At 63.4% G+C, this 20,831-nt stretch carries 18 protein-coding genes; 7 read left to right on the forward strand and 11 right to left on the reverse strand.

Annotated features, from left to right (window positions below):
• Positions 1–3: 3 nt before the first annotated feature.
• Positions 4–1,077: an acyltransferase family protein gene (locus tag DDQ68_RS21045; protein WP_109658052.1), complete on the reverse strand. Its 1,074-nt coding sequence runs from the start codon at positions 1,075–1,077 to the stop codon at positions 4–6.
• Positions 1,078–1,281: 204 nt separating this feature from the next.
• On the opposite strand from DDQ68_RS21045, the gene DDQ68_RS21050 reads away from it, so the two are divergent.
• The gene (locus DDQ68_RS21050; protein WP_109658053.1) at positions 1,282–3,357 is read left to right on the forward strand and encodes a M13 family metallopeptidase; all 2,076 of its coding nucleotides are present in this window, start codon (positions 1,282–1,284) and stop codon (positions 3,355–3,357) included.
• Positions 3,358–3,428: 71 nt separating this feature from the next.
• Here DDQ68_RS21050 and DDQ68_RS21055 read toward each other — a convergent pair whose 3' ends face one another.
• The 3 genes from DDQ68_RS21055 to DDQ68_RS21065 all read right to left on the reverse strand — a co-directional run bounded on the left by DDQ68_RS21055 (position 3,429) and on the right by DDQ68_RS21065 (position 7,270).
• Entirely contained in the window at positions 3,429–4,172 is a 744-nt protein-coding gene (locus DDQ68_RS21055; protein WP_162550299.1) for a peptidylprolyl isomerase, read from the reverse strand.
• A gap of 165 nt (positions 4,173–4,337) precedes the next feature.
• Positions 4,338–5,564: a zinc dependent phospholipase C family protein gene (locus DDQ68_RS21060; RefSeq protein WP_109658055.1), complete on the reverse strand. Its 1,227-nt coding sequence runs from the start codon at positions 5,562–5,564 to the stop codon at positions 4,338–4,340.
• A 407-nt stretch (positions 5,565–5,971) separates the two neighbouring features.
• Positions 5,972–7,270: a metal-dependent hydrolase family protein gene (locus DDQ68_RS21065; RefSeq protein WP_109658056.1), complete on the reverse strand. Its 1,299-nt coding sequence runs from the start codon at positions 7,268–7,270 to the stop codon at positions 5,972–5,974.
• 106 nt (positions 7,271–7,376) lie between these two features.
• On the opposite strand from DDQ68_RS21065, the gene DDQ68_RS21070 reads away from it, so the two are divergent.
• Positions 7,377–7,631 (forward strand): acyl-CoA-binding protein, encoded by a 255-nt coding sequence (locus tag DDQ68_RS21070; RefSeq protein WP_109658057.1) that lies wholly within the window; start codon positions 7,377–7,379, stop codon positions 7,629–7,631.
• 127 nt (positions 7,632–7,758) lie between these two features.
• On the forward strand, positions 7,759–8,796 hold the full coding sequence (locus DDQ68_RS21075; RefSeq protein ID WP_109658058.1) for a hypothetical protein: 1,038 nt from the start codon (positions 7,759–7,761) through the stop codon (positions 8,794–8,796).
• Between the two features lie 327 nt (positions 8,797–9,123).
• On the opposite strand, the gene DDQ68_RS21080 is transcribed toward DDQ68_RS21075, so the two are convergent.
• Together DDQ68_RS21080 and DDQ68_RS21085 are read right to left on the reverse strand one after the other, a co-directional pair.
• On the reverse strand, positions 9,124–9,348 hold the full coding sequence (locus DDQ68_RS21080; protein ID WP_109658059.1) for a CDGSH iron-sulfur domain-containing protein: 225 nt from the start codon (positions 9,346–9,348) through the stop codon (positions 9,124–9,126).
• Between the two features lie 125 nt (positions 9,349–9,473).
• On the reverse strand, positions 9,474–10,010 hold the full coding sequence (locus DDQ68_RS21085; RefSeq protein ID WP_109658060.1) for a GNAT family N-acetyltransferase: 537 nt from the start codon (positions 10,008–10,010) through the stop codon (positions 9,474–9,476).
• Positions 10,011–10,136: 126 nt separating this feature from the next.
• On the opposite strand from DDQ68_RS21085, the gene DDQ68_RS21090 reads away from it, so the two are divergent.
• Positions 10,137–10,598: a DUF6565 domain-containing protein gene (locus tag DDQ68_RS21090; protein WP_109658061.1), complete on the forward strand. Its 462-nt coding sequence runs from the start codon at positions 10,137–10,139 to the stop codon at positions 10,596–10,598.
• Positions 10,599–10,762: 164 nt separating this feature from the next.
• On the opposite strand, the gene DDQ68_RS21095 is transcribed toward DDQ68_RS21090, so the two are convergent.
• Positions 10,763–11,215 (reverse strand): hypothetical protein, encoded by a 453-nt coding sequence (locus DDQ68_RS21095; protein ID WP_162550300.1) that lies wholly within the window; start codon positions 11,213–11,215, stop codon positions 10,763–10,765.
• Between the two features lie 337 nt (positions 11,216–11,552).
• Between DDQ68_RS21095 and DDQ68_RS21100 the strand changes: the two genes are divergently transcribed.
• Positions 11,553–12,173 (forward strand): deoxynucleoside kinase, encoded by a 621-nt coding sequence (locus DDQ68_RS21100; protein WP_109658063.1) that lies wholly within the window; start codon positions 11,553–11,555, stop codon positions 12,171–12,173.
• Positions 12,174–12,259: 86 nt separating this feature from the next.
• On the opposite strand, the gene DDQ68_RS21105 is transcribed toward DDQ68_RS21100, so the two are convergent.
• From DDQ68_RS21105 to DDQ68_RS21120, 4 genes are all read right to left on the reverse strand, one after another.
• Complete coding sequence (locus tag DDQ68_RS21105) at positions 12,260–12,940, reverse strand: DUF2461 domain-containing protein (RefSeq protein ID WP_109658064.1); 681 nt, start codon at positions 12,938–12,940, stop codon at positions 12,260–12,262.
• 17 nt (positions 12,941–12,957) lie between these two features.
• Positions 12,958–13,773, reverse strand: a complete 816-nt coding sequence (locus tag DDQ68_RS21110; RefSeq protein WP_109658065.1) for an MOSC domain-containing protein — start codon at positions 13,771–13,773, stop codon at positions 12,958–12,960.
• 106 nt (positions 13,774–13,879) lie between these two features.
• Entirely contained in the window at positions 13,880–14,344 is a 465-nt protein-coding gene (locus tag DDQ68_RS21115; RefSeq protein WP_211320186.1) for a hypothetical protein, read from the reverse strand.
• A 130-nt stretch (positions 14,345–14,474) separates the two neighbouring features.
• Complete coding sequence (locus DDQ68_RS21120) at positions 14,475–16,232, reverse strand: S8 family peptidase (protein ID WP_245897165.1); 1,758 nt, start codon at positions 16,230–16,232, stop codon at positions 14,475–14,477.
• 290 nt (positions 16,233–16,522) lie between these two features.
• Here DDQ68_RS21120 and DDQ68_RS21125 point away from each other — a divergent pair, with 290 nt between their 5' ends.
• Positions 16,523–19,114 (forward strand): PIG-L family deacetylase, encoded by a 2,592-nt coding sequence (locus tag DDQ68_RS21125; protein ID WP_109658067.1) that lies wholly within the window; start codon positions 16,523–16,525, stop codon positions 19,112–19,114.
• A gap of 240 nt (positions 19,115–19,354) precedes the next feature.
• Complete coding sequence (locus DDQ68_RS21130) at positions 19,355–20,737, forward strand: aspartate kinase (RefSeq protein ID WP_109658068.1); 1,383 nt, start codon at positions 19,355–19,357, stop codon at positions 20,735–20,737.
• Positions 20,738–20,831: the final 94 nt, after the last annotated feature.

A 20,831-nucleotide genomic window follows, 5' to 3' on the forward strand; every position in this document is an offset into this window, starting at 1 on the left:
CATTCAGCCGTTGCGCAGCTGGGGCGTGGGCTGCTGCCGTTGGGCGCGGGCGCTTAGCCAGGCCCGCACTGGGGCGTCGTAAAACCGCAGGGCGGCCCAGGCCAGCACTAGAAAAAAGCCGAAGAGCGCGCCCATCATCGCCGCCGCCCGCGGGAAGGACGGGTTTGTGGCATTCACCCAGTGCGCGAAGATTTCGACAAACGGAAAGTGCAGCAGGTAGAGTGGGTAGGACAGCCGCCCGGCCGCCCGGCACAGGCCCCCCAATCGCCCCGCGGAGTAGGTGCCCGCCCCCGCCGCTACAATGAACGGAAACACCACCACCACGCAAAATGCCTCGTAGGGCCCCGCGGGCTGGAATGCCGGCGCCGCCAGCACGGCCCCCAGCAGCACCGATAGCACCCAATAGGCCCCGGGCAAGCGGATGCGAATACCACGGCGGTACAGCAGCAGCCCGGCCGCAAACGGAAACGCCACCCGCACCGGCGCCATCCGCAGGTTGTCCCAGCGCCAGCCGCCGTGCAGGTGGCCGTGGTGCACCGCCAATACTACCAGGGCCGTGCCCGCCAGCGCCACTACGGCCAGCAACGCCCGGGGCCCCAGGCGCCGCCCCACGAGTGCATAGGCTATGTTAGCTAGGTATTCTTGCAGCAGCGACCAGCCCGGGCTGTTAAGCTGGGTCATTGCAATGCGGTTGGGCAGGGGTGGAGAGGGCAGTAGCAGGGCCCCCAGGGCCATGCTCAGCACAAGCTGTAGCCCCGCGCCGCGCTGCAGGCCCTCCACGTACGGGTCGAACCAGTAGCAGAGGGCCGCCACTGCAACGCCCAGCACCACCAGCGGGTGCAGGCGCACGAGGCGCAGCCGCAGAAAGTCGCGGACGGTAAGGGCCGGCCAACGGTCGTCGTAGGCGTAGCCCACCACGAAGCCCGACAGCAAAAAGAAGAAATCCACCGCCAGGTACCCGTGCCGCAGCGGGTTATCTTGGTAGTTGTGGAAGAAGCTGCCCAGCAGGTGAAACGCCACTACGAGCAACGCCGCCGTGCCGCGCAAGCCGTCTAAAACCTCAAAGTGCCGCTTCATCAAGCCGTTGTGTCGAATGGGAACGGCCGCAAGGTAGCGCGTCGGGCCAGCCCGCGCCCGATGGGCTAGGTGCGGTAAAGGCGCGCTACCGATGCCATAATCTTGTAGGGCTCTGGGCCGCTCGCTCTTGCAACGCTTGTTAAGAAATGATGTCCTTGCGCTTACTTCACCGTATTCTCTTCTTCAAAGCCAACTCTCCCTCCTATGTTTTCAACCACTATTGTGCGCCGGTTGGGCCTGGCTGCGCTGGGCTTGAGCGGTGTAGCCGCGGCCGTGGCGGCCGGGCCGCCCGCCAAGCCCAAGCCCAAGCCCGTTCCGCCCCAGCAGGGCATCGGCATCAACCTGGCCAACATCGACAACTCGGTGCAGCCCTGTGAGGATTTCTTTCACTACGCCAATGGCAACTGGCTGAAAAACAACCCGGTGCCCGCTGCGGAATCGCGCTGGGGCTCGTTCAACGAGCTGGGCGACCGCAACCAGGCCATTGAGAAGCGCATTCTGATGAAGGCCGCCGCCGGGGCCCGCGCCGCCAAGCCGGGTTCGAACGAGCAGAAAGTGGGCGACTTCTATGCGGCCGCCATGGACTCGATGGCCATCGAGCGCGCCGGCCTGAAGTATCTGCAGCCGCGCCTGACGCAGATTGCCGGCCTGAAAAGCCTGGCCGCCATTCAGCAGTACATGGCCAGCCCGAAGTCAATGTCGACCGGCTGGTACGGCATGGGCGTGGGGCAAGACAGCAAAAACAGCACGGTGTACGCAGTGCAGCTGCGCCAGGGCGGCTTGGGCCTCGGCGACCGCGACTACTACCTGAAGGACGACGCGCGCTCGAAAGCCGTGCGCGCGGGTTATAAAATCTACATGACCAGCATTTTCCAGCTGCTGGGCGATGCGCCGGCGCTGGCCGCCACCAACGCCGAGGCCGTCATCGGGCTCGAAACCAAGCTGGCCCAGGTCAGCCGGAGCCGCGTGGACCTGCGCGACCGCCTCAAGAACTACAACAAGGTGCCCGTGGCCCAGGCTGTGAAGGACTACCCGAATCTGAACCTGCCGCTGCGCCTCAAGGACGCGGGCCTCGCCGGGGCCCAGGACGTCATCATCGGCCAGCCCGAGTTTCTGGCGGCTGTGAACACGCTGCTGGCCAGCACGCCCATTGCCGACCAGCAGCAGTACCTGCGCTGGAACCTGGCGTCGGACGTGACGTCGGCCCTGCCCAAGGTTTACGGCGACGCCGCCTTCCGCTTCCAGCAAGTGCTGACGGGCGCCAAGCAGCAGCAGCCCCGCTGGAAACGCTCGTTGCGCGCCACCGATGGGGCCCTGGGCGAAGCCTTCGGCCAGCTCTACGTAGATGAAGCTTTCTCGCCCGCCGCCAAGGCCCGCGCCAAGCAGATGGTAGAAAACCTGCGCGCCGCCTACGCCGAGCGCATCATGGCCACCGATTGGATGAGCGCCGACACTAAGAAGGAGGCCATCCAGAAGCTGAATGGCTTTGCCGTGAAAATTGGCTACCCTGATAAGTGGAAGGACTACTCGAAGCTGAAAATCGTCCGCGAGAGCGCGCTGCAAAACCTGTTTGCCACCTCCGAGTGGCGCCGCCAGGATAACCTGGGCAAATTTGGCAAGCCAATTGACCGCATGGAATGGGGCATGACGCCGCCCACTGTGAACGCCTACTACAACTCGAGCCTGAATGAAATTGTGTTCCCGGCCGGCATTTTGCAGCCGCCGTTCTACGACCCCAAGGCCGACGACGCGGTGAACTACGGCGGCGTGGGCGCGGTGATTGGCCACGAAATGACCCACGGCTTCGACGACCAGGGCCGCCGCTCGGACGCCAAGGGCAACTTGCGCGACTGGTGGACCAAGGAAGACAACGAGAAGTTCACGGCCAAGGCCGACATGGTGGGCAAGCAGTACGACGCCTTCATGCCGCTGGACTCGGTGCACGTGAACGGCAAGCTGACGATGGGCGAGAACCTGGCCGACATTGGGGGCCTCACCATCGCCCACCAAGCGTTCCAGAAGACGCAGCAGGCTAAGGGCGGCCAGAAAATCGACGGCTTCACGCCCGAGCAGCGTTTCTTCCTGGGCTGGGCCCAGATCTGGCGCGCCAACTCGCGTCCCGAGTACGTGCGCCAGCAAGTGCAAACCGACCCGCACTCGCCCGAGCAGTTCCGCACCAACGGCCCGCTCATGAACATGCCCGAGTTCTACGAAGCCTTCGGCTGCAAGGACGGCAGCAAAATGGTGCGCGCCACCGCCGACCGCTCGCGCATCTGGTAAGCTCTTAACAGCAAGGATTTACAAAAAAACCCAGCCAAACAGGCTGGGTTTTTTTGTGGCCGCTGGGGGCCCTATTTCACCACTTCCACTTTCATCGTGATGTCCTGCACGGGCCATTTGTCGGGCTCCACGGGTACTTGCGAAATCTTGTTCACCACGTCCTGGCCCTCGGTTACCTCGCCAAACACCGTGTACTGGCCGTCGAGCGAGGGCGTGCCGCCCACTGTAGCGTAGGCGCGCAGCTGCGCAGGCGTCAGGCGGCGGGGCGTCATGGCCTGGGCCTGGCGGGCGTCGAGCTTTTCGCCCATCACGAAGAAAAAATCGGTGTTCGATGAGAGCCGGCCGGGGTTTTCGTCATCGTCGTAGCGGGCCATGCCCAAGGCCCCCTGGTGGTGGAAGTGGCCGGGCCGGAACTCGGGCGGCAGGCGGTAGCGGTGCAGCCGGATGGTGCGGGGCCCCGCCGTTTGGCCGCCCTGCACGGCAAAGCCCCGCACCACGCGGTTGAACATGGTTTCGCTGAACACGCCCTTGCGGGTGAGCAGCAGGAAGTTGGCCTTGTGGATGGGCGTATCGTCGTACAAGTGTACCCGGATTTTGCCGAAGCGCGTGGTGAACAGCACTTCCGAGCCGGGGTACTGCTTCCCGTAGGCGAGCAGCGCGGCCGGCGCCGTTTCATCGGTAAGGGCGGCGATGTCGGGGCCCGGTACCACGGGCCGGGCGGCGGGCGCGGCGGCGGGCGGCGGGGCCTGGTGGCAGGCGGCGGCCAGCAGCGCCACGGCCAGCGCCGCGGGCGCCAAACGGAGGGAAGGAAACATACGGGAGAGGGAACGGGACGGCAACGGCGGGCAAGATACTACGGCCGCCAGGGCCCCGGGGCCCCCGCCCGGCCGTAAAAAAGCCCGTGCCGGGCGGCACGGGCTCTTCGGTTAGGCAAAGCGCCTGGTTGCGCAGCGGCCGGCCCGCCGGGGCCCCAGCCCGCGCTACCAGGGAATGGCGGTGCTGGTGGTTTTGGTCTTGGTGGTGCCGCCGGGGCCCTTGCTCTTGGTTTTGACCTTGACTGGGGCGGTGGCTTTGGCCGTGGCTTTGGCCGTGGCTTTGGCGGGGGCCCCGGCCGGGGCGGCGCCGGGGTCGGGCGTGGCTGGGGTTTCGGGCACGTCCTCGGCCTGCACGGCGGGGGCCTCTTGGGCGGCCTTTATTTCGTCGGGGTTTTCTACGCGTTTTTCGGTGCGCTGGGCAAGCAATAGGTGGTCTTGCGCGAGGGTGTTTTTCTTAGCAGCGGCCAGCTCGGTTTCCAGGCGCACTTTCTCGTCTTTGCTGAGGCGGTTGGGTGTCATGAGCTGGTTGAGGTCGGGCTTGCCACCGTTTTGCCAGGCCGTGAGCCAGAGCGAGGCCACCGCCGTGGGGGCCAGCTTGAGGCGGTTGGCCACCATGCCGCCCACCAGCTTCTCGTACTCGGCCGCGAAGGCGTCGGAGTAGCGGCGCTGGGTTTTGCCGTAGCGGTGCGAAAACGTGTAGCGCTCGGGCCCCGGCATCATTTTTTCCACCTTGCTAACCCGGTCAAACGTCTCGGTCAGGAAGCCGTAGCTGCGCTGCACCGTGCCCCAGGCCTCGGCCAGCGGGTCTTTTACGTAGGAAGCCGGCTCGTAGGTGATATTGTACTCGGTGATGTACTTCTCGGGCAGGGCGCTTTCCCAGAGGCTGTGCAGGCCGGCCTGGTTCGTCAGCTGCCCGTCGTAGTTGATGGTGGTGTGCAGCGGCACGAAGGCGTCGCTCACGTAGTGCCCCAGCTCGGCCGAATACTTGATGATGGCCACCGTGTCGTGCTCCCGGAAGGCGTTGGTGAGCTTTTCGGTGTTTTCGGCGATGGCCCACGGCACGGTGCCGTACTTTTTCAGCGTGTCAGCCGAGAATTTTTCCACCGCCGCCGCATAGTCCTGCGGCACCTTGCCGAAGGGGTTGTCCTCCGAGTAGTGGTCCATGTCGATGAAGTGGCGGCTGGCCTCGTCGGGGTCGGTGTTGCGGCGCTCGTCGGGGGCCGTGCTTTGGCGCACCAGCTCGGGCAGGTGGCGGAAATAAAATGCCTGCATGCTGCCGGGCAGCCGGTACACGGCCACCTGCGTGATGAGGCGGTGGCCAAAAAAGCCCCAGGCCCCGGCCGAGCCCACCGCCAGCAGCGCCAGCACGACCGGTAAGAATAATTTTTTCATAAGGAAGTAAAATAGGATAAATGCCGCTAAGAGCGGTTTGCCAGCGAAGGTCGGCAGAAGCAGGCATTTGTTGGGTGCCGGGCCCCAAAAAGTAGTAACCGGTGGCTGGGCCACGCGAAATAACCACCAACCTACAAGGGCACAGCCCCGTTGTAGACCTGGGCCGGCCCGGTAATATTCCGCGATTACGCGCCCACATAATTAGAGAATCGCATCAATCGATTGAAAATATTTATACTATTTGCGCAATGGATTGCGTAGTTCTAGTACATTTGTTCATCTAGTTCTCTTTCCCACCCAGCCTTGCTGCTTAAGCGGCCAACAAAATACCCGGTTTCCTGCGAAGGGAACCGGGTATTTTATTTTTCAGCCCAGAAATTATTTGCCAATAAGCAATTTATTTTCAATTACTTATTGACGTACACCTCACCGGCTTTCATCACGAAGCTGGGGTGCATGAGGGTCGTAATGTCTTGGAGCGGATTGCCATCCAGGGCCACTACGTCGGCGAGCTTGCCGGCTTCCAGGGTCCCCAGGTTGGCTGTTTCGTTGAGCAGCGCGGCGGCGTTGAGCGTGGCGCTACGAATGGCTTCGATGGGGGGCATGCCGGCCTCGGTCATGTAGCCAAATTCCAGCGCGTTCTGGCCGTGGCGGTACACACCCGCGTCGGTGCCGAAGGCTACCCGCACCCCTTCCTTAATGGCCCGGCCGAAGGTGGCCTGAAGCTGCGAGCCAATGCTGAGGGCCTTGGCCGCGATTACGGGCGGGAAATAGCCGGGATGCTGCCGCGTGGTATCGGCCACCGACTTGCCGGCAATGATGGTGGGCACGTACCAGGTACGGCTTTTGGCCATCAGCTGAATGGCCTCGGCGTCGAGGAGTGAGCCGTGCTCGATGCTCGTAACGCCGGCCCGCACGGCCCGCTTGATGCCCTCGGCACCGTGGGCGTGGCAGGCCACGGGCATACCTAAGTCGCGGGCAGTCTGCACAATGGCCCGAATTTCCTCCTCCGTATACTGCGCGCCGCTACCATCCTTGCTCAGGTCGAGCACGCCACCGGTGCTGGCAATTTTGATGAGGTCGGCCCCGCGCCGAAACTGCTCGCGCACGGCCTGCCGGCACTGGTCGGGGCCGTTGGCTACGCCCTCGGCCGGGCCGGGGTTGAGCTTATCCATCATAAAGTCGCTGAGGCCATCGGTGGGGTCCATGTGCCCGCCGGTGGCCGAAATGGCCACGCCTGCCGAGTAGATGCGGGGCCCCGGCACCAGCCCCTGGGCCACGGCGTTGCGCAGGCTAGTGTTCACGCCTGAGCCGCCGCAGTCGCGCACCGTCGTGAAGCCCGCCCGCAGTGTGGTCAGGGCGTTGCCCTGGGCCCGGTAGGCCACGTCGGCCGGGTTCAGGGTAAACTGCTCGCGGAAGCTGTTGCGGCTGGGGCTCGACTCCAGGTGCACGTGGCAGTCGATGAGGCCAGGCAGCACGGTGCGGTTTTCGAGGTCGATAACCTTGTCCTGGGGGCCCCCGGCGGCGTAGCCGGCCTGCACGGCCACGATGCGGTCTTTCTCGACCACCACCGTTTGCTGGGCCAGTAGCCGGCCGCTGCGCACGTCGAGCAGGTGGCCGCAGTGCAGGTAGGTTTTTTGGGCGAACGCCGCGGGGCCCCCCAGCAGGAGGGCAGCGGCCAAACAGGGAATAAAGTTGTGCGTCATAGGTTTGCCGAAAGTGGGGCCGGAAGGTACAAGAATTGCCGGGTTGCGGCCCGGGTTTTTCCCGCCGCATTGCCACTTTTCCTCATTTTATTTTTATTCCCGTTCCATGACGACCCAGGAAGAATTCGAAACCGCCGCCCAGCACGCCCAGCAGCTGCCCGGCAAGCCCGCCAATGCGGTGCTGCTCCAACTCTACGCCCTCTACAAGCAGGCCACCGACGGCGACGTAGCCGGCAACCGGCCCGGCGGCTTCGACTTCAAAGCCATTGCCAAGTACGACGCCTGGGCCGCCCAGCGCGGCCTCAGCAAAGACGCCGCCCGCCAGCAATACGTGGAGCTGGTGGGCGAGCTGGCGGGATAAAACAGGGCAGGAGGGTATGGTGGTAGGAGGGTAAACGAAGCGGGAAAAAGCCGAATGTTTCTGGCTTAAGTCCTTCTACCTCCACACTTACTGCCCTCAGACCTTCCTACCCTTATACCCTATAAAAATGCACATCTCCCGCAAAAAGCCTGCGTACCCCATCACGCCCGCGCTACGGCAGTACCTGCGCGACTACGACCGCGACGCCCCGCTGCCGGTGAGCTACGCCGATTTGCGGCGCTACAGCAACTCGTTTTCGCTGCGCGACCGCACCGGGCGCGATACGCTGTGGCAAACCGTGTACTACGAGCCGCAGGCCATGCACGAGCTCAGCGCGGGCCTGGCCGAGGTGTACGCGCTGCTGAAAATGGGCGGCGACTTGTCGTTCATTGAGCACCTGGTGGCCGACCGTATCGACTTCTGCCACTTCGGCAACTCGCAGCCGTTCCGGGTGCGCATCCTCAACCAGCTCAACGACAACTACGATTTCTTTTACGTGAAGCAGGCCGACGCCTCGCGCCTCTACGGCCTGGAACTGGAGCACCTGCTCTCGCCCAACTCGATGAATTTCCTCACCAGCGGCGACACGCTGATTGAGGAGCATATTGCCGGCATTCCGGGCGACGATTTTATTCGCCTGCGTCTCAGCCAGCCGCACCTCAATCAGGTGCGCATCGCCAAGGAGTTTGTGAAGTTCAACGAGCGCTGCTTTGCCCGGCTGCTGGGCGACATGCGCGCCTACAACTACGTGATTGACGTGACGCCCGACTTTGAGGACGAGCAGTACCGGGTGCGGGCCATCGACTTTGACCAGCAGAGCTACGAGGGCAACCGGCATATGTACCAGCCCCGGTTTTTTGCCGACAACGCCGCCGTGGTGGACCTGTGCGCCCGCCTGCTGAAGCCTGAAAACGTGCGCCAGTACCAAACCGAGGAGCGCACCCTGATGGCCCGCCGCGCCCGCACCGAACGCCACCGCCTGCGCGCCCTGCTCGACGTGATGCGCCAGCACGCGCTGGCTCCCCTCGAAAAAGTGGCCCAACTGAAGGAAACCCTCGCCCGCTACCACCAAAGCTCCGCCTTCGCTGCCTGCGACTCGATGGGCGACGTGGTGCGCCTGCACCTGTGGCTGATGCTGGGCCCCGGGACCCGCCCGCGGGGCTAAAATACGGGGCCCCGGGCAGCGGCGAAACACGTTCCGCCGTTGCCCGGGGCCCCAAACGCGCCGGTAATAAGTAAATGGGTTGCCTTTTTTTAGTTACTTATTGTTGGTCAGGGAGCTATAAGCTTATTGACTAGAGCGGTTTTAAGGTCCGTGTATAGTTTTGTTGCTGTCGGTCCGCCGGCTTTTTCAGCCGGCCGACCGATTATCGCCAGGGAAAACAAACGGCGGCGGAGCAATCGGTCGGCCGGCTGAAAAAGCCAGCGGACCGGATTGTACACGGACTTGAAAACTGCGCTAACAACTAACAGCTAACAACAAGTAACCAAGCTACGCCTTAGGTGCGGGCAAATCGAAGGCCACGGCGGCGTGCTCGAAGTGGCCCTTGTGCGAACCGTCGCAGAACGGCTTTTGGTTGGAAAGGCCGCAGCGGCAGATGCTGATGCGCTGGCGGCCGCCGAGGCCGTAGGGCTGGCCCTGGGCGTCAACGAGTTCGAAATCTTCGCCTTCTACGCGCAGCGAGCCGTTGGAAAGTACCGTGAGTTTGGTGGCCATGGGAGTTGTGGATTATGAATTGTGGATTGTGAGTTACGGATTATGATTTATAGGTTGTGAATTATGAATTAATCTTTTTAAGAGCTTGTCAGTCAACAACTCATAATTTATAATTCCTAATTAGCCTAAAGCGTTTTGCGCATGATGAAGTCGTTCATGAAGTACGGGCCGATGGGCACGTCTTCTTCGCGCTGCTGCACGAAGCCGCGCCGCTCGTAGAAGCTAAGGGCGGGGTTGTAGCGGTTCACGTTCAGGTCGAGGGTGTGGCCGCCGGCGCGGCGCACGGCTTCCTCCACGGCTTCGATGAGGTGCAGGCCCAGGCCCTGGCCTTGCTGCGTGGGCAACACGTAGATTTTGTGGAGTTTGTACTCGGTAGGTGTGGCTTCGGCGGAGCCCCCTTCGGCCGGTGGTTGGGGCCCAAAGGAAGCGAAGCCGGCCGGCTGCCCGTCCACGTGCGCTAGCAAAAATGTGTGGTGCTGCTCAGCCATCTGCCGCTTGAGGGCGGCAGGTGTGTAGATGACGCGGTACATGTACTCTATCTGCTCGCGCGAGAGGATGAAGCGGTAAGTGGGCTCCCAAGTGCCCTCGGCCAGCTGAATGATGGTGGGAATGTCGCGGAGGGTGGCGGGCGCAATGCGCGGCAGCGCGGGCGGGGTAGGCATAACAGTACGGCGGAGCAAAACGCAAAATTGGGGCAAAAAAAAGCAAAACCTGCCCGCTTTTTGTACGAGAAGGTCGGTTCCAACGTTCAGCGCGTCCGGTGCCCCCCTCACAGCGCTGCCTTTCCTATGCCACACCCCCTAAAACTGACCCTGCCCCTGGCCGTCCTGCTGCTGGCTGCCGGGGCCCCCGCCCGCGCCCAAATCGCCAACGTGCCCGACAGCCTGCGCCGCGCCGGCGAGCTGGTGGGCAGCCGCCCCAGCGCCCGCCGCCCGGCCGGTGCCCGGGCCCGCTCCACCGTGGCGGCTGCGCCCACAACCGCCGCTCATTTGCTGGGCACCGACCCGGCCCGCGCCACCGACCTGCCCGGCCTCTACGAGCACTTCATCGAAACGTGCCAGGCGCAGCGGCGCAGCTGGAGCGAGAGCGACTGGGATGCCGCCGCCAACGCCCTGGCGCGTCTCAACCAGCGCTACGACCAGGTGCGCACGTCGCTTTCGCTTCAGGAGCGCCTGAATATTCGCTCGGCCCAGGCCGAATTCCACACCTTGCAGGGGGCCCGCAAGGTAAAAAACCGCCTCGACAACTAAGAAGCCACGCTAAGTATTGAGCCGTTAGCGAAGGCCTTTCAGCGGCCCTTAGCTAATAGCTATCAGCTGAAAGCTAACGGCTCGATACTTAACAGGCAAAACCAGAGCAGTCATGCTTGTCTGGCGTTCGCGCGGTGGCGCACGACGGTTTGTTCGGATGGATTTTAGGCCGGTAGCGCGCTTTTGGCTTTGTGCGGGTGGCACAGCCAAGCCAGGGCTTCGTGGCTGCTGCCGAACAGCTCAACGGGCACGAAGCCGCGCATAACCTGCAAAAACGCTTCGCTGTCGTGACGGCTTGGCAAGTCGGCCGAGAAGACGTAGCCCACGGCTTGCAGGCCATGGGCCGAAGCTGCGGGCAGCCACTCAAAATTTAGCCACGGCAGCGCTTCGGACCACTCGCCGGTGGTGCGGCTGCGGTCGAGCAGCAGGCGGCGCGGGGCCAGTTGCTGCTGCCAAACCAGTATGCTGCGGAACCCGTCCACCACCTCCGCGGCGGTGAGGTGGCCGTGCCAGCGCACGTAGAGCAGGTCGTCGGACGGGCAGTGGTAATACTCGGCCACCAGCGCGCCGTAGCCGTCGGCCAGCTTGCCCAACAAAACGAAAGGAGCAGATGCCATGGGGTAGGCGTGGAAAAGAGCTGGTGCAAAAATACGACGCACAAACTAACAGCTGCGCGGGCTAAGTAGTTATTGATATTTTTATATAAAAATACAGTAATTATTATGCAGCTGCTTAGGAAGTTATCAAAACGCTGCGCCGAGCTTGCCTAAGCAGCGCTCCCGCTTCGTTGAGTAGCCCGAACGAAGCGGGAGTACTGCTTTGGCAAGCTAAACGCAGCGCTCTGCTTTTTTCTAATTCAGGAACAAGCCTGGCTGCTCGTGGTGCCCCGGCCCCAGCCGGCGGGGCTACCTTTAGGGCTCGCAATTTTTGCCCAAATTATCAGCGCAAGCACGTATGCACATTGCCATCGTCGGCAACATTGGGGCCGGCAAAACTAGCCTAGCCCACAAGCTGGCCCACCATTTCCGCTGGGAAGTGTTCCTGGAGGACGTGGACGACAACCCTTACCTCAAGGATTTTTACCACGATATGCCACGGTGGGCCTTCCACTTGCAGGTATATTTCCTGAACGGACGCTTCCGCCAAACCCAGCGCATCAAGGCGCTGACGCGGGCCGGCAAGGGCGTGGTGCAGGACCGCACCATCTACGAAGACGCCCACATTTTCGCTGCCAACCTGCACGAGTCGGACCTGCTCTCGACGCGCGACTACGACAACTACTGCGGCCTGTTCGAGTCGATGATTAACCTCGTCGAGCCGCCCGATTTGCTGCTCTACCTGCGCGCCGATTTGTCAAAGCTAATCCGCCAGATCGAGCAGCGCGGGCGTGACTACGAGAACAGCATCAGCATCGAGTACCTCAAAAACCTCAACGAGCACTACGAAAAGTGGATTGCCGGCTACACCGGCCGCCTGCTCATCGTGGACGTGAGTGAGCTGGACTATGTGCGCAACCCCGAAGACCTGGGCACCGTCATCGAGCGCATCAACGCCACGCTGTTCGGCCTGTTTTAGGGCCCCCGGCGGTATGGGTTTTTGTCATTCCGACATTCCACGCATCAAGTGGAATGTCGGAATGACAAAACCTACTCAACAGTTATTTAGCCGTTGGGTTCCAGGGCTTCGTTGAAGAAATCGACCAGCGGGCGCGCCGCCGCGATGGCGGCCACGGCCAGCGCCACGAAGCCGGGGCCCCGGGCCACTTCTTCGTCGGTAAACGTGCGCACTGCGCCGAAGCTTTTCAGCTTCAGCCAGGCCAGATCGGGGTGGTCGGCGGGGTAGCCTTTGGGCGGGCGTACCAGCTGCTCACCGTCGGTGGTGAGGCCGGCGGGGAAGTGGTGCAGCAGCGCCGGCGCCTGCCGCTGGCGGTGGAACTCGTCGGCGCTGTAGTGGATTTCCTGGCGCAGGGCCCCCAGCAAGGCCGGTGTGGTGTGGTAGAAGCCCACCCGCAGCGACGACAGGCCCCCGGGCTGCACGCCCAGGTAGTAGCCGGCGCGGGCCGCGTGGCGCCCGCCGTGCAGCAGGCCCGCGCCCATGCGCCGCTTGTAGGGCTCGGGGTCGCGGTGGCCGCGGTCGTTTTTATGCAGCCGAAACATGGCCTCGGTGGGGGTAAGGTCGGCCAGCGACGGGTCGGTTTTGGCCACTTCGGCCAGTACCTGGCCGATAAGCTCGGCGAAGGTGGCGCGGGCCCGCTGGTAGTCGGGGCGGTTCTCGGTCATCCAGGGCGTGTTGTTGTTGGCTGCCAGGCGGCGCAGGAAATCGAGCAGGTAGGCGAGGTCCATTCGGGAAAGCAAGAAAATTACTGGCGGCTGAGCACCGTCACGGCGTCGCCCACGCGCAGGTGGCCGTGGCCGGGGCCCGTCACGTTCTGGCCGAACATCACCTTGCTGCCGATGCTGCGGTAAGTGGCCAGCGTGCGCAGCGGCTCACCCTGCGGGCTTTTGGCGGCCGTCTGCTGGTCGATGGTCGTCAGCACACAGCGGGCGCAGCCCTTCACGGCCTGAAACGGCACGTCGCCCACGCGGAACTCGGCCCAGGCGTCGTCGTCGTAGGCGGGGCCCCCGCTGAATACCAGGCTGGGCCGGAAACGGTTCATGGGTACGGGCGTGGGCAGGCGCTGGTTAAGGTCGGCCAGGGCGGCCTCGCCGATGAGCAGGAACGGGTAGGCATCGGCGAAGCTCACGATTTGACCATCGGGGTTGTGCTCGGGCTCCACGTCGCGCCGCACCATGTCGGACATATACACGAGCCGGATTTCGCGGCCCAGGGCCCGGCTCAGCCAGGCGTCGGCCACTGCATCGCCCCGCCAGGCCCACACCAGGTCGTCCCAAATCGTGACGAACAGCGTGCGCTCGGGCGTGGCCTCGAACGGGATGAAGAGCGGCAGCAGCTCGGGCCGCTGGCGGTGCGAGAGCAGCCAGCCGTTGTGGGCTGGGGCCACGGCCAGCAGGGCCAGCTCGGGGTGCTGGCGCTGGGTGAGGAACTGGTTTTGCGCGTCCACCAGCAGCCAGCGGCGGTCGTGGCGTAGGCCCCGGGCGGTGACTTCGGCTTCGGCCACGGCCACGCCGCCGAGCGACTTGATGGGGTAAAGGAAAAGCTGGGTAAGGGTGAGCACGTTGCTTGGTTAATGGCGGCTGAGGAGTTTGCCGGGTGGCCGGGCTTTGCGGCGTGGCCGCTGGATGAGCAGGCCGGGCAGGTTGCGGCCCAGGGCCCCAGGTTTTCTATTTAAACTGGCTGTTGTACGCCTCTACCGCTTTGCCAAAGTGGTTGTTGGTCGTTGCTAAAACAATGGCTCCGAAAAATGCCCCGAGCGAAATTGAAAAAGGCAGCGGGGCTTTGCTGAACGGCGAGCCGGGACTGTATCGCTGCTTGTCTGATTGGGTGCCGCCCACGATGGTGGCCGCCACAAAGATGGGCAACAGGGCAAGGGCCCACCGCTGTTGCCTGCGGCCCTTGCGCAACTCCTCGGCAGATTTTGGATAGGACCTCAGTACGGCTTTAAGCGTCGCGTTCGTGAGCGGCTCGCTGTTGATGGTGTACAGCAAATGGGAATAACGGCCGTTCTGAACGACAGCCACTTTGATTGCACTGTCTTTTCTCGCGGCGGTGTCGGGCCCCTGGGCCTGCGCCAAAAAAGGACACAGCAGAGCAAATAGAAAAAACAGTTTTCCAGGGAGTTCTGCCAAGCTTATCAACTTATTCATGTGGACTAGCGTGCGGCCCAAGCAGCGCAGCGGAGGTGCTGCGCTGCTGGCGCGCCGGCTGGAAACTAAATAAGTATGGCAGTCTGACGAATTCCTGAATATCAACAAAAACCTACTTGGCCACCGTTTCGGCCAGCTTGATGGCCTCGTACAAATCGACCACGCCGCCGGTAATGGAAAGGGTGGTAAAGTCGGCTTTTTTGTCAGTGCCGGGCACGCGCACCAGCGTGTGGTGCACCTGGGCCGAGCGCCGGATGATGTCTTTCAGTTGCACCGCCGTGAGGGTGGGGAAGTACGACTTGAGGACCGCCGCCACGCCGGCCGTTACGGGCGAGGCCATGCTGGTGCCGCTTTCCATGCCGTAGGTGTTGCCGGGCAGCGTGCTGTAAATGGCCACGCCGGGCGCGAATACGTCCACTTGCTTTTTGCCGTAGTTCGAAAACTCGGCGGGCAGGCTGGCGTCGTCTTTCGCGCTGCTGGCGCCCACCGTGAGCAGGTTGGGGAAGGGCTGGCCGGCGAGGGTGAGGGCGGCCGGGTAGTGGTTGCTCACGTCGAGGTTGTCGTTCTCATTGCCTGCGGCGTGCACCAGCAGCACGTCGTGGGCGGCGGCGTACTTAAAGGCGGCTTCCACGGCCGGGCGCTGGGGCGAAAACTCCTTGCCGAAGCTCATGTTGATGATTTTAGCGCCGTTGTCCACGGCGTAGCGGATGCCGTTGGCCACGTCCTTGTCGCGCTCGTCGCCGTTGGGCACGGCCCGCACCGTCATAATGCGCACCAAGGGCCCCGCCACACCCTGCACGCCGAGGTTATTGTCGCGCACGGCGGCGATGATGCCTGACACGTGGGTGCCGTGCAGTGGGTCGGGCCCGTGCAGGTCGTTGTTGCCGTAGAAGCGCTGGTTCACGTCGTCGGGGTTATCCTTCACGATTTCGGCCCGTGGGTTAAACTTCAGGTTCAGCGAGTTGTCGAGCAGGTTGCGCTCCTCCCTGGCGCCGCTCACCAGCTCTTTTTCCAGGGCGTCGGTGTCGGCCAGGCCCATCTGGCGCAGGTTCTGGTCGAGGGCCCGGCTCAGGTTGCGCAGGTTCTCGTTAGTGGCCTGGGCCCGGTGCAGGGTGGCCGTGTCGAGGCGCTCCACGTTGAGGTCCTTTTTCAGGGCCCCCACCATCATTTTCAGCGGCCCGCTCATGTCCTCCACTTGGGCGGCGCGGTCGGTTTCCTGCTTGGTGCGGGCGGTGAAGGCTTTTTCGGCCTTGGTATACAGGTCAAACTCGGCGCGCTGGGCCGCCGGTACGGCCGTGCGCGCCTTGCCTCTAAAGCGCGGCCGGTACTTGGCCACGATGCGCGTCACCTCCAGCGATTCGTCGCCCACGCTGCGGCCGTCGGCCCCGCCCAGGAAGTTCCAGCCGTGCACGTCGTCGATGTAGCCGTTCTTGTCGTCGTCGAGGCCGTTGCCGGGAATTTCCTTGGCGTTGGTCCACAAAATGGGCTTCAAATCGACGTGGGCTGTGTCGATGCCGCCGTCAATCACGGCCACAATCACGGCCGTGGGCACGCGGTTTTTCAGCAGCTCGGCGTAGGCGCGGGTGTCGCCGATGCCGGGCACGCCGTCGAGCTTGGGGTCTTTGAGGTACCACTGGGCGGCGGCGGCCTCGGTGGCCGTGGGCCCCGCGGGGACCGTGGCGGCGGGCGGCGGCGGGGCGGGAAGGACCGCGGCGGCCGGGGCCTCCGCGGGTGGCGCAACCATCACGCTGGTGGCGGTGGCCGGGCCGGGGTTGCCCTGGGCGGTGGTGGTGGGAACGGCTCGGGTGCAGCCGGAGAAGGCCAGGGCGGCCAGGGCAAACGCCCAGGGGCGGAAGGTGAAAACAGTCATGCGGGAAGGAAAACGCCGCGGCGGTGCGGCCACAGGCAAAGGAACGGCAAGCGCACGAAAGACGTGCCCGGGGCCCTAAACGTTGCGGGCAGCGGCGGGGGCGGGCTGCCGGCTTTTTTGCCGGCTGCCCGCTAATCGTTGAATCGCTAGGGGCCCTGAATGGCTGCCCTGCCTCGCTCAGGGCCCCAGCGATTACCGGGCAGCCGGCGAAAAAGCCGGCAGCCCGGCGCGAAAAGCTCCCGACGTGCCCGCGGCCGGTAACTTCACGCCCCGAACCGGTTTGCCCTTCTATGCCCCTCTCGCTCCGCACCGCTGCCCGCCTCTGCCTGGCCTTGCTTATTGTTAACTGCGCCCTGTTAACTGAAGTAAAAGCCCAGGCCCCTAAAACTTACTCGTCGGCTGATATTTTGCTGGGCCTGAAAAAGCTCAACGTGCTGGGCTCGGTGATGTACATCGCCGCCCACCCCGACGACGAGAACACGCGCCTCATCGCCTACTTCGCCAACGGCCGCCTGCTCGAAACCAGCTACCTGAGCTGCACCCGCGGCGACGGCGGCCAGGACCTCATCGGCCCCGAGCTGCGCGAGCAGCTCGGCGTCATCCGCACGCAGGAGTTGCTGGCGGCGCGGCGCATCGACGGCGGCCGGCAGTTTTTCACCCGCGCCAACGACTTCGGGTTCTCCAAAACGTCGGCCGAAACCTTCACCATCTGGGACAAGGAGCAGGTGCTGGCCGACATGGTGTGGGTCATCCGCCAGCGCCGGCCCGACGTGCTCATCACCCGCTTCCCGCCCGACCCGCGCGCCGGCCACGGCCACCACCAGGCCAGTGCCATCCTGGCCGCCGAAGCCTTCGACGCCGCCGGCGACCCCAAGCGCTTCCCCGAGCAGCTGAAATACGTGCAAGCCTGGCAGCCCAAGCGCCTGCTCTGGAACACCGGTAGCTTCTTCGTGAAGCCCGGCGAGAGCATGGCCGGCTACCTCAGCCTCGACGCGGGCGGCTACAACCCCTTGCTAGGGCAGTCGTACGGCGAAATCGCGGCCCGCAGCCGCTCCAGCCACCGCAGCCAGGGCTTCGGCTCGGCCGCCACCCGCGGCGAGGCGCTGGAGTATTTCCAACCCGTAAAAGGGGCCCCGGCCACGAAGGATATTTTCGACGGCGTGGACCAAACCTGGAGCCGCGTGCCCGGCGGCGCGGCCATTGGGAGGATGGTGGAGGAGGTGATTCGCAAGTATGATGCGGGGAACCCGAGCGCGAGTGTGGCGGGGCTGGCCAAGGTTTACGAAGTACTTATACGCTCAAGAATGGGGGCTAAAAACCTGTTTTGGATTGATGATAAAATAGCGGCAACTTCGGTGCTGATACAGGCTTGCGCAGGTATCTATGCGGAGGCAACCGTTGACGAACGGGCCCTTGCCAGCGGCGGCCAAGGAACAGTTACTTACTCAATCCTAAACCGGTCAGCTTTGCCCATAAAGCTGGACAAAGTCAGACTTTCCAAAAGCCATTTTCCAGGCGACCCCTTCTCTTTTATACTGGATGACCCTCACATTGACTCCAAGCAAGCCGCGGACCTGAATCCAGGCAAAACAATAACCGGAACGCTACCAATTTCCGGTTTTAATAATGCGCTGATTTCGCAACCATATTGGTTGCGTGAGCCAGGTTCAATTGGCATGTACAAATTCTCAGAGCCTGAATCAGATTTTACATCCGTCAGCCATTTTGTGCGTGGCACGCCTGAAAATGCACCCATTGCTACGGTAGGTTTTTCTTACGCCATTGACGGCGTTTCCTACTATTTCGCGCAGGTCCCCGTCCAATACAAGCACACCGACCCCACGCTGGGCGAGCTGTACCAGCCGCTGGTGGTGGTGCCGCCGGTGATGGTGAACATTCCCGCCGCCCGCGCCTACGTCTTCGCCGATGCGCAGCCCAAAACCATCCCCGTGACGCTGCGGGCCGGGCGCGCCGGGGTGCGCGGGGCCCTGGCCTTACTCGTGCCCGCCGGCTGGCAGGCCGAGCCGGCCACGGCGGCGTTTGACTTGAAGAACAAGGACGACGAGCAGACCGTGAACTTTACGCTGCGCCCGGGCCCCGGGGCCCCCGAGGGCAAGGCTGAGGTGCGCGCCGTGGCCACCGTGGACGGCCAGGCCTACACCCGCGGCATCCAGACCATCGATTACCCGCACATCCCCACCCAAACGCTGTTTCCCGAGGCCGTGGCGCCGCTGGTGAAGCTGAACGTGCAGCGCCGGGGCCAGCAAATCGGCTACCTGATGGGGGCTGGCGACGAGGTGCCCGAGGCCCTGCGTCAGCTCGGCTACACCGTGACGCTGCTCAACCCCGCCACCGACCTCACCGCCGAGCACCTCGCCCGCTACGACGCCGTGGTGATCGGCATCCGGGCCTACAATACCGTGGAGCGCCTCAAAACTCAGCAGCCCGAGCTGCTACGCTACGTGGCAAACGGCGGCAACCTGGTGGTGCAGTACGTGGTGAGCCGCGGTACCGTGCTGCCCCAGATCGGGCCCTACCCGCTCACGCTCTCCAACGACCGGGTGACGGTGGAAGGGGCCCCCGTCACGTTCCTGCAACCCAAAAGCCCGCTGCTGAACGTGCCCAACAAAATCACCGAAAATGATTTCCAGGGTTGGGTGCAGGAGCAGGGCCTGTACTACCCCTCGGCCTGGGATGCGCACTACACGCCCATCATCGCCAGCGGCGACCCCGGCGAAACCCCCAAGCAAAGCGCTATCCTGGTGGCCGACTATGGCAAGGGCCACTACATCTACACGGGCCTCTCGCTGTTCCGCGAGCTGCCGGCTGGCGTGCCCGGCGCCTACCGCCTGCTCACGAACATGGTGTCGTTGGGCAAGTAGGCTCTACGTTTTAGCGACACTTTTTGCGCCACCCCAGGCCGTCAGGCCTATTTGGCGTCCGCATAGCCGAAGCATCTCTCCCGCAGCAGTAATCATGGTTACTTGCACGGTAGAGATGCTTCGGCTATGCGGACGCCAAATAGGCATGACGGCCTACTCGGTTTTGGCGCGGCCGCCTCGTTCATGTTGCTACCGGGGGCCCGTGGCTAAGTTTGCCGCTCATTCATTCTGCAAACCCTAGTGCTGACAGTAGAAAAAATCGGCGGCACGTCGATGAGCGCCTTTGGTGACGTGCTCAACAACATCATCTTTTACAACCGCCAGGGCCCCGAATTGTACAACCGCATCTTCGTGGTGTCGGCCTATGCGGGCGTTACCAACTGGCTGCTGGAGAACAAGAAAACCGGCGCGCCCGGCGTGTACCACCGCATCAGCGAGTTCAAGAAATTCCACGCGGCGCTGCGCGACGTGACGGCTCAGCTCAAGGCCCTGAACCAGCAGTATGTGCCGCTGGGCCTCGACCTGGCCGTGGCTGATACCTTCATCGAGCAGCGGATGCAGGACGCCAAAACCTACCTCGATAGCCTCGTGAACGTGCTGGCCTCGGGCTACGTGAGCAGCGAAAACGTGCTGCAAGCGGCCCGCGAAATCCTGGCCTCCATCGGCGAAGCGCACGCGGCGTTCAACTCGGTTAACATCTTGCAAAACAAGGGTGTGAACGCCACCCTGGTGGACCTGAGCGGCTTCCACGACCACAAGCCGTACACCATCGACCAGCGCATCCGGCACGCCTTCAAGAACATCAAGTTCGACGAAACCGTGTGCATTGCCACTGGCTACGCCAAGGGCACGGAGGGTATCATGCGGGAGTTTGACCGCGGGTATTCGGAGGTGACGTTCAGTAAGATAGCCGTGGCTGTGCGGTCCCAGGAGGCCATCATCCACAAGGAATACCACCTGTGCTCGGCCGACCCGGGCCTGGTGGGCCTCGACCACTGCCGCCCCGTGGGGGCCACCAACTACGACGTGGCCGACCAGCTGGCCGACGTGGGCATGGAAGCCATCCATCCGAAAGCGTCGAAGCCGCTCGAAATCAACGGCATCAACCTGCGCATCAAGAACACCTTCGAGCCCGCCCACGCCGGCACCCTGATTACCAAGGACTACGTGTCGGCCCAGACGCGGGTGGAGGTAATTACGGGTACCGACCAGGTGGTGATGGTGGACGTGTACGACCCGCAGATGGTGGGCACGGCCGGCTTCGACCTCGACATCATGCGCATCTTCTACGAACTGAACATCAGCTACGCCTTCAAGGCCACCAGCGCCAACAGTATTTCGGTGCTGATTTGGGAGAAGGACCTGAAAAACAACCTCGTGCAGCAGCTCGAAGCCAAGTACGAGAAGGTGACCGTGGAGAAAACGGCCATGGTGTGCCTCATCGGCTCCAACATCGACCGGCCCGGCCTGCTGGCCCAGGCTGCCGGGGCCCTGGCCGCCGAGGGCGTTAATATCAAGAGCGCCGGCTTCGCGCTGCGCAAGGTCAACATCCAGTTCATCATCGACCGCGCCGACTACAAAGCGGCCATCGTCGCGCTGAACAAAAGCCTGGCTGACGGCTGACCAGTGGCCGCCGCGCGGGCTTTGCCGCCCGGGGGGCGTTACGGTCGGCCTTTAGGCGGCAATTGCGTATACGTCTGCTGGCGTATTGGCGCGC

It is taken from the genome of Hymenobacter nivis, from assembly GCF_003149515.1.
Classification (GTDB): Bacteria; Bacteroidota; Bacteroidia; order Cytophagales; family Hymenobacteraceae; genus Hymenobacter; species Hymenobacter nivis.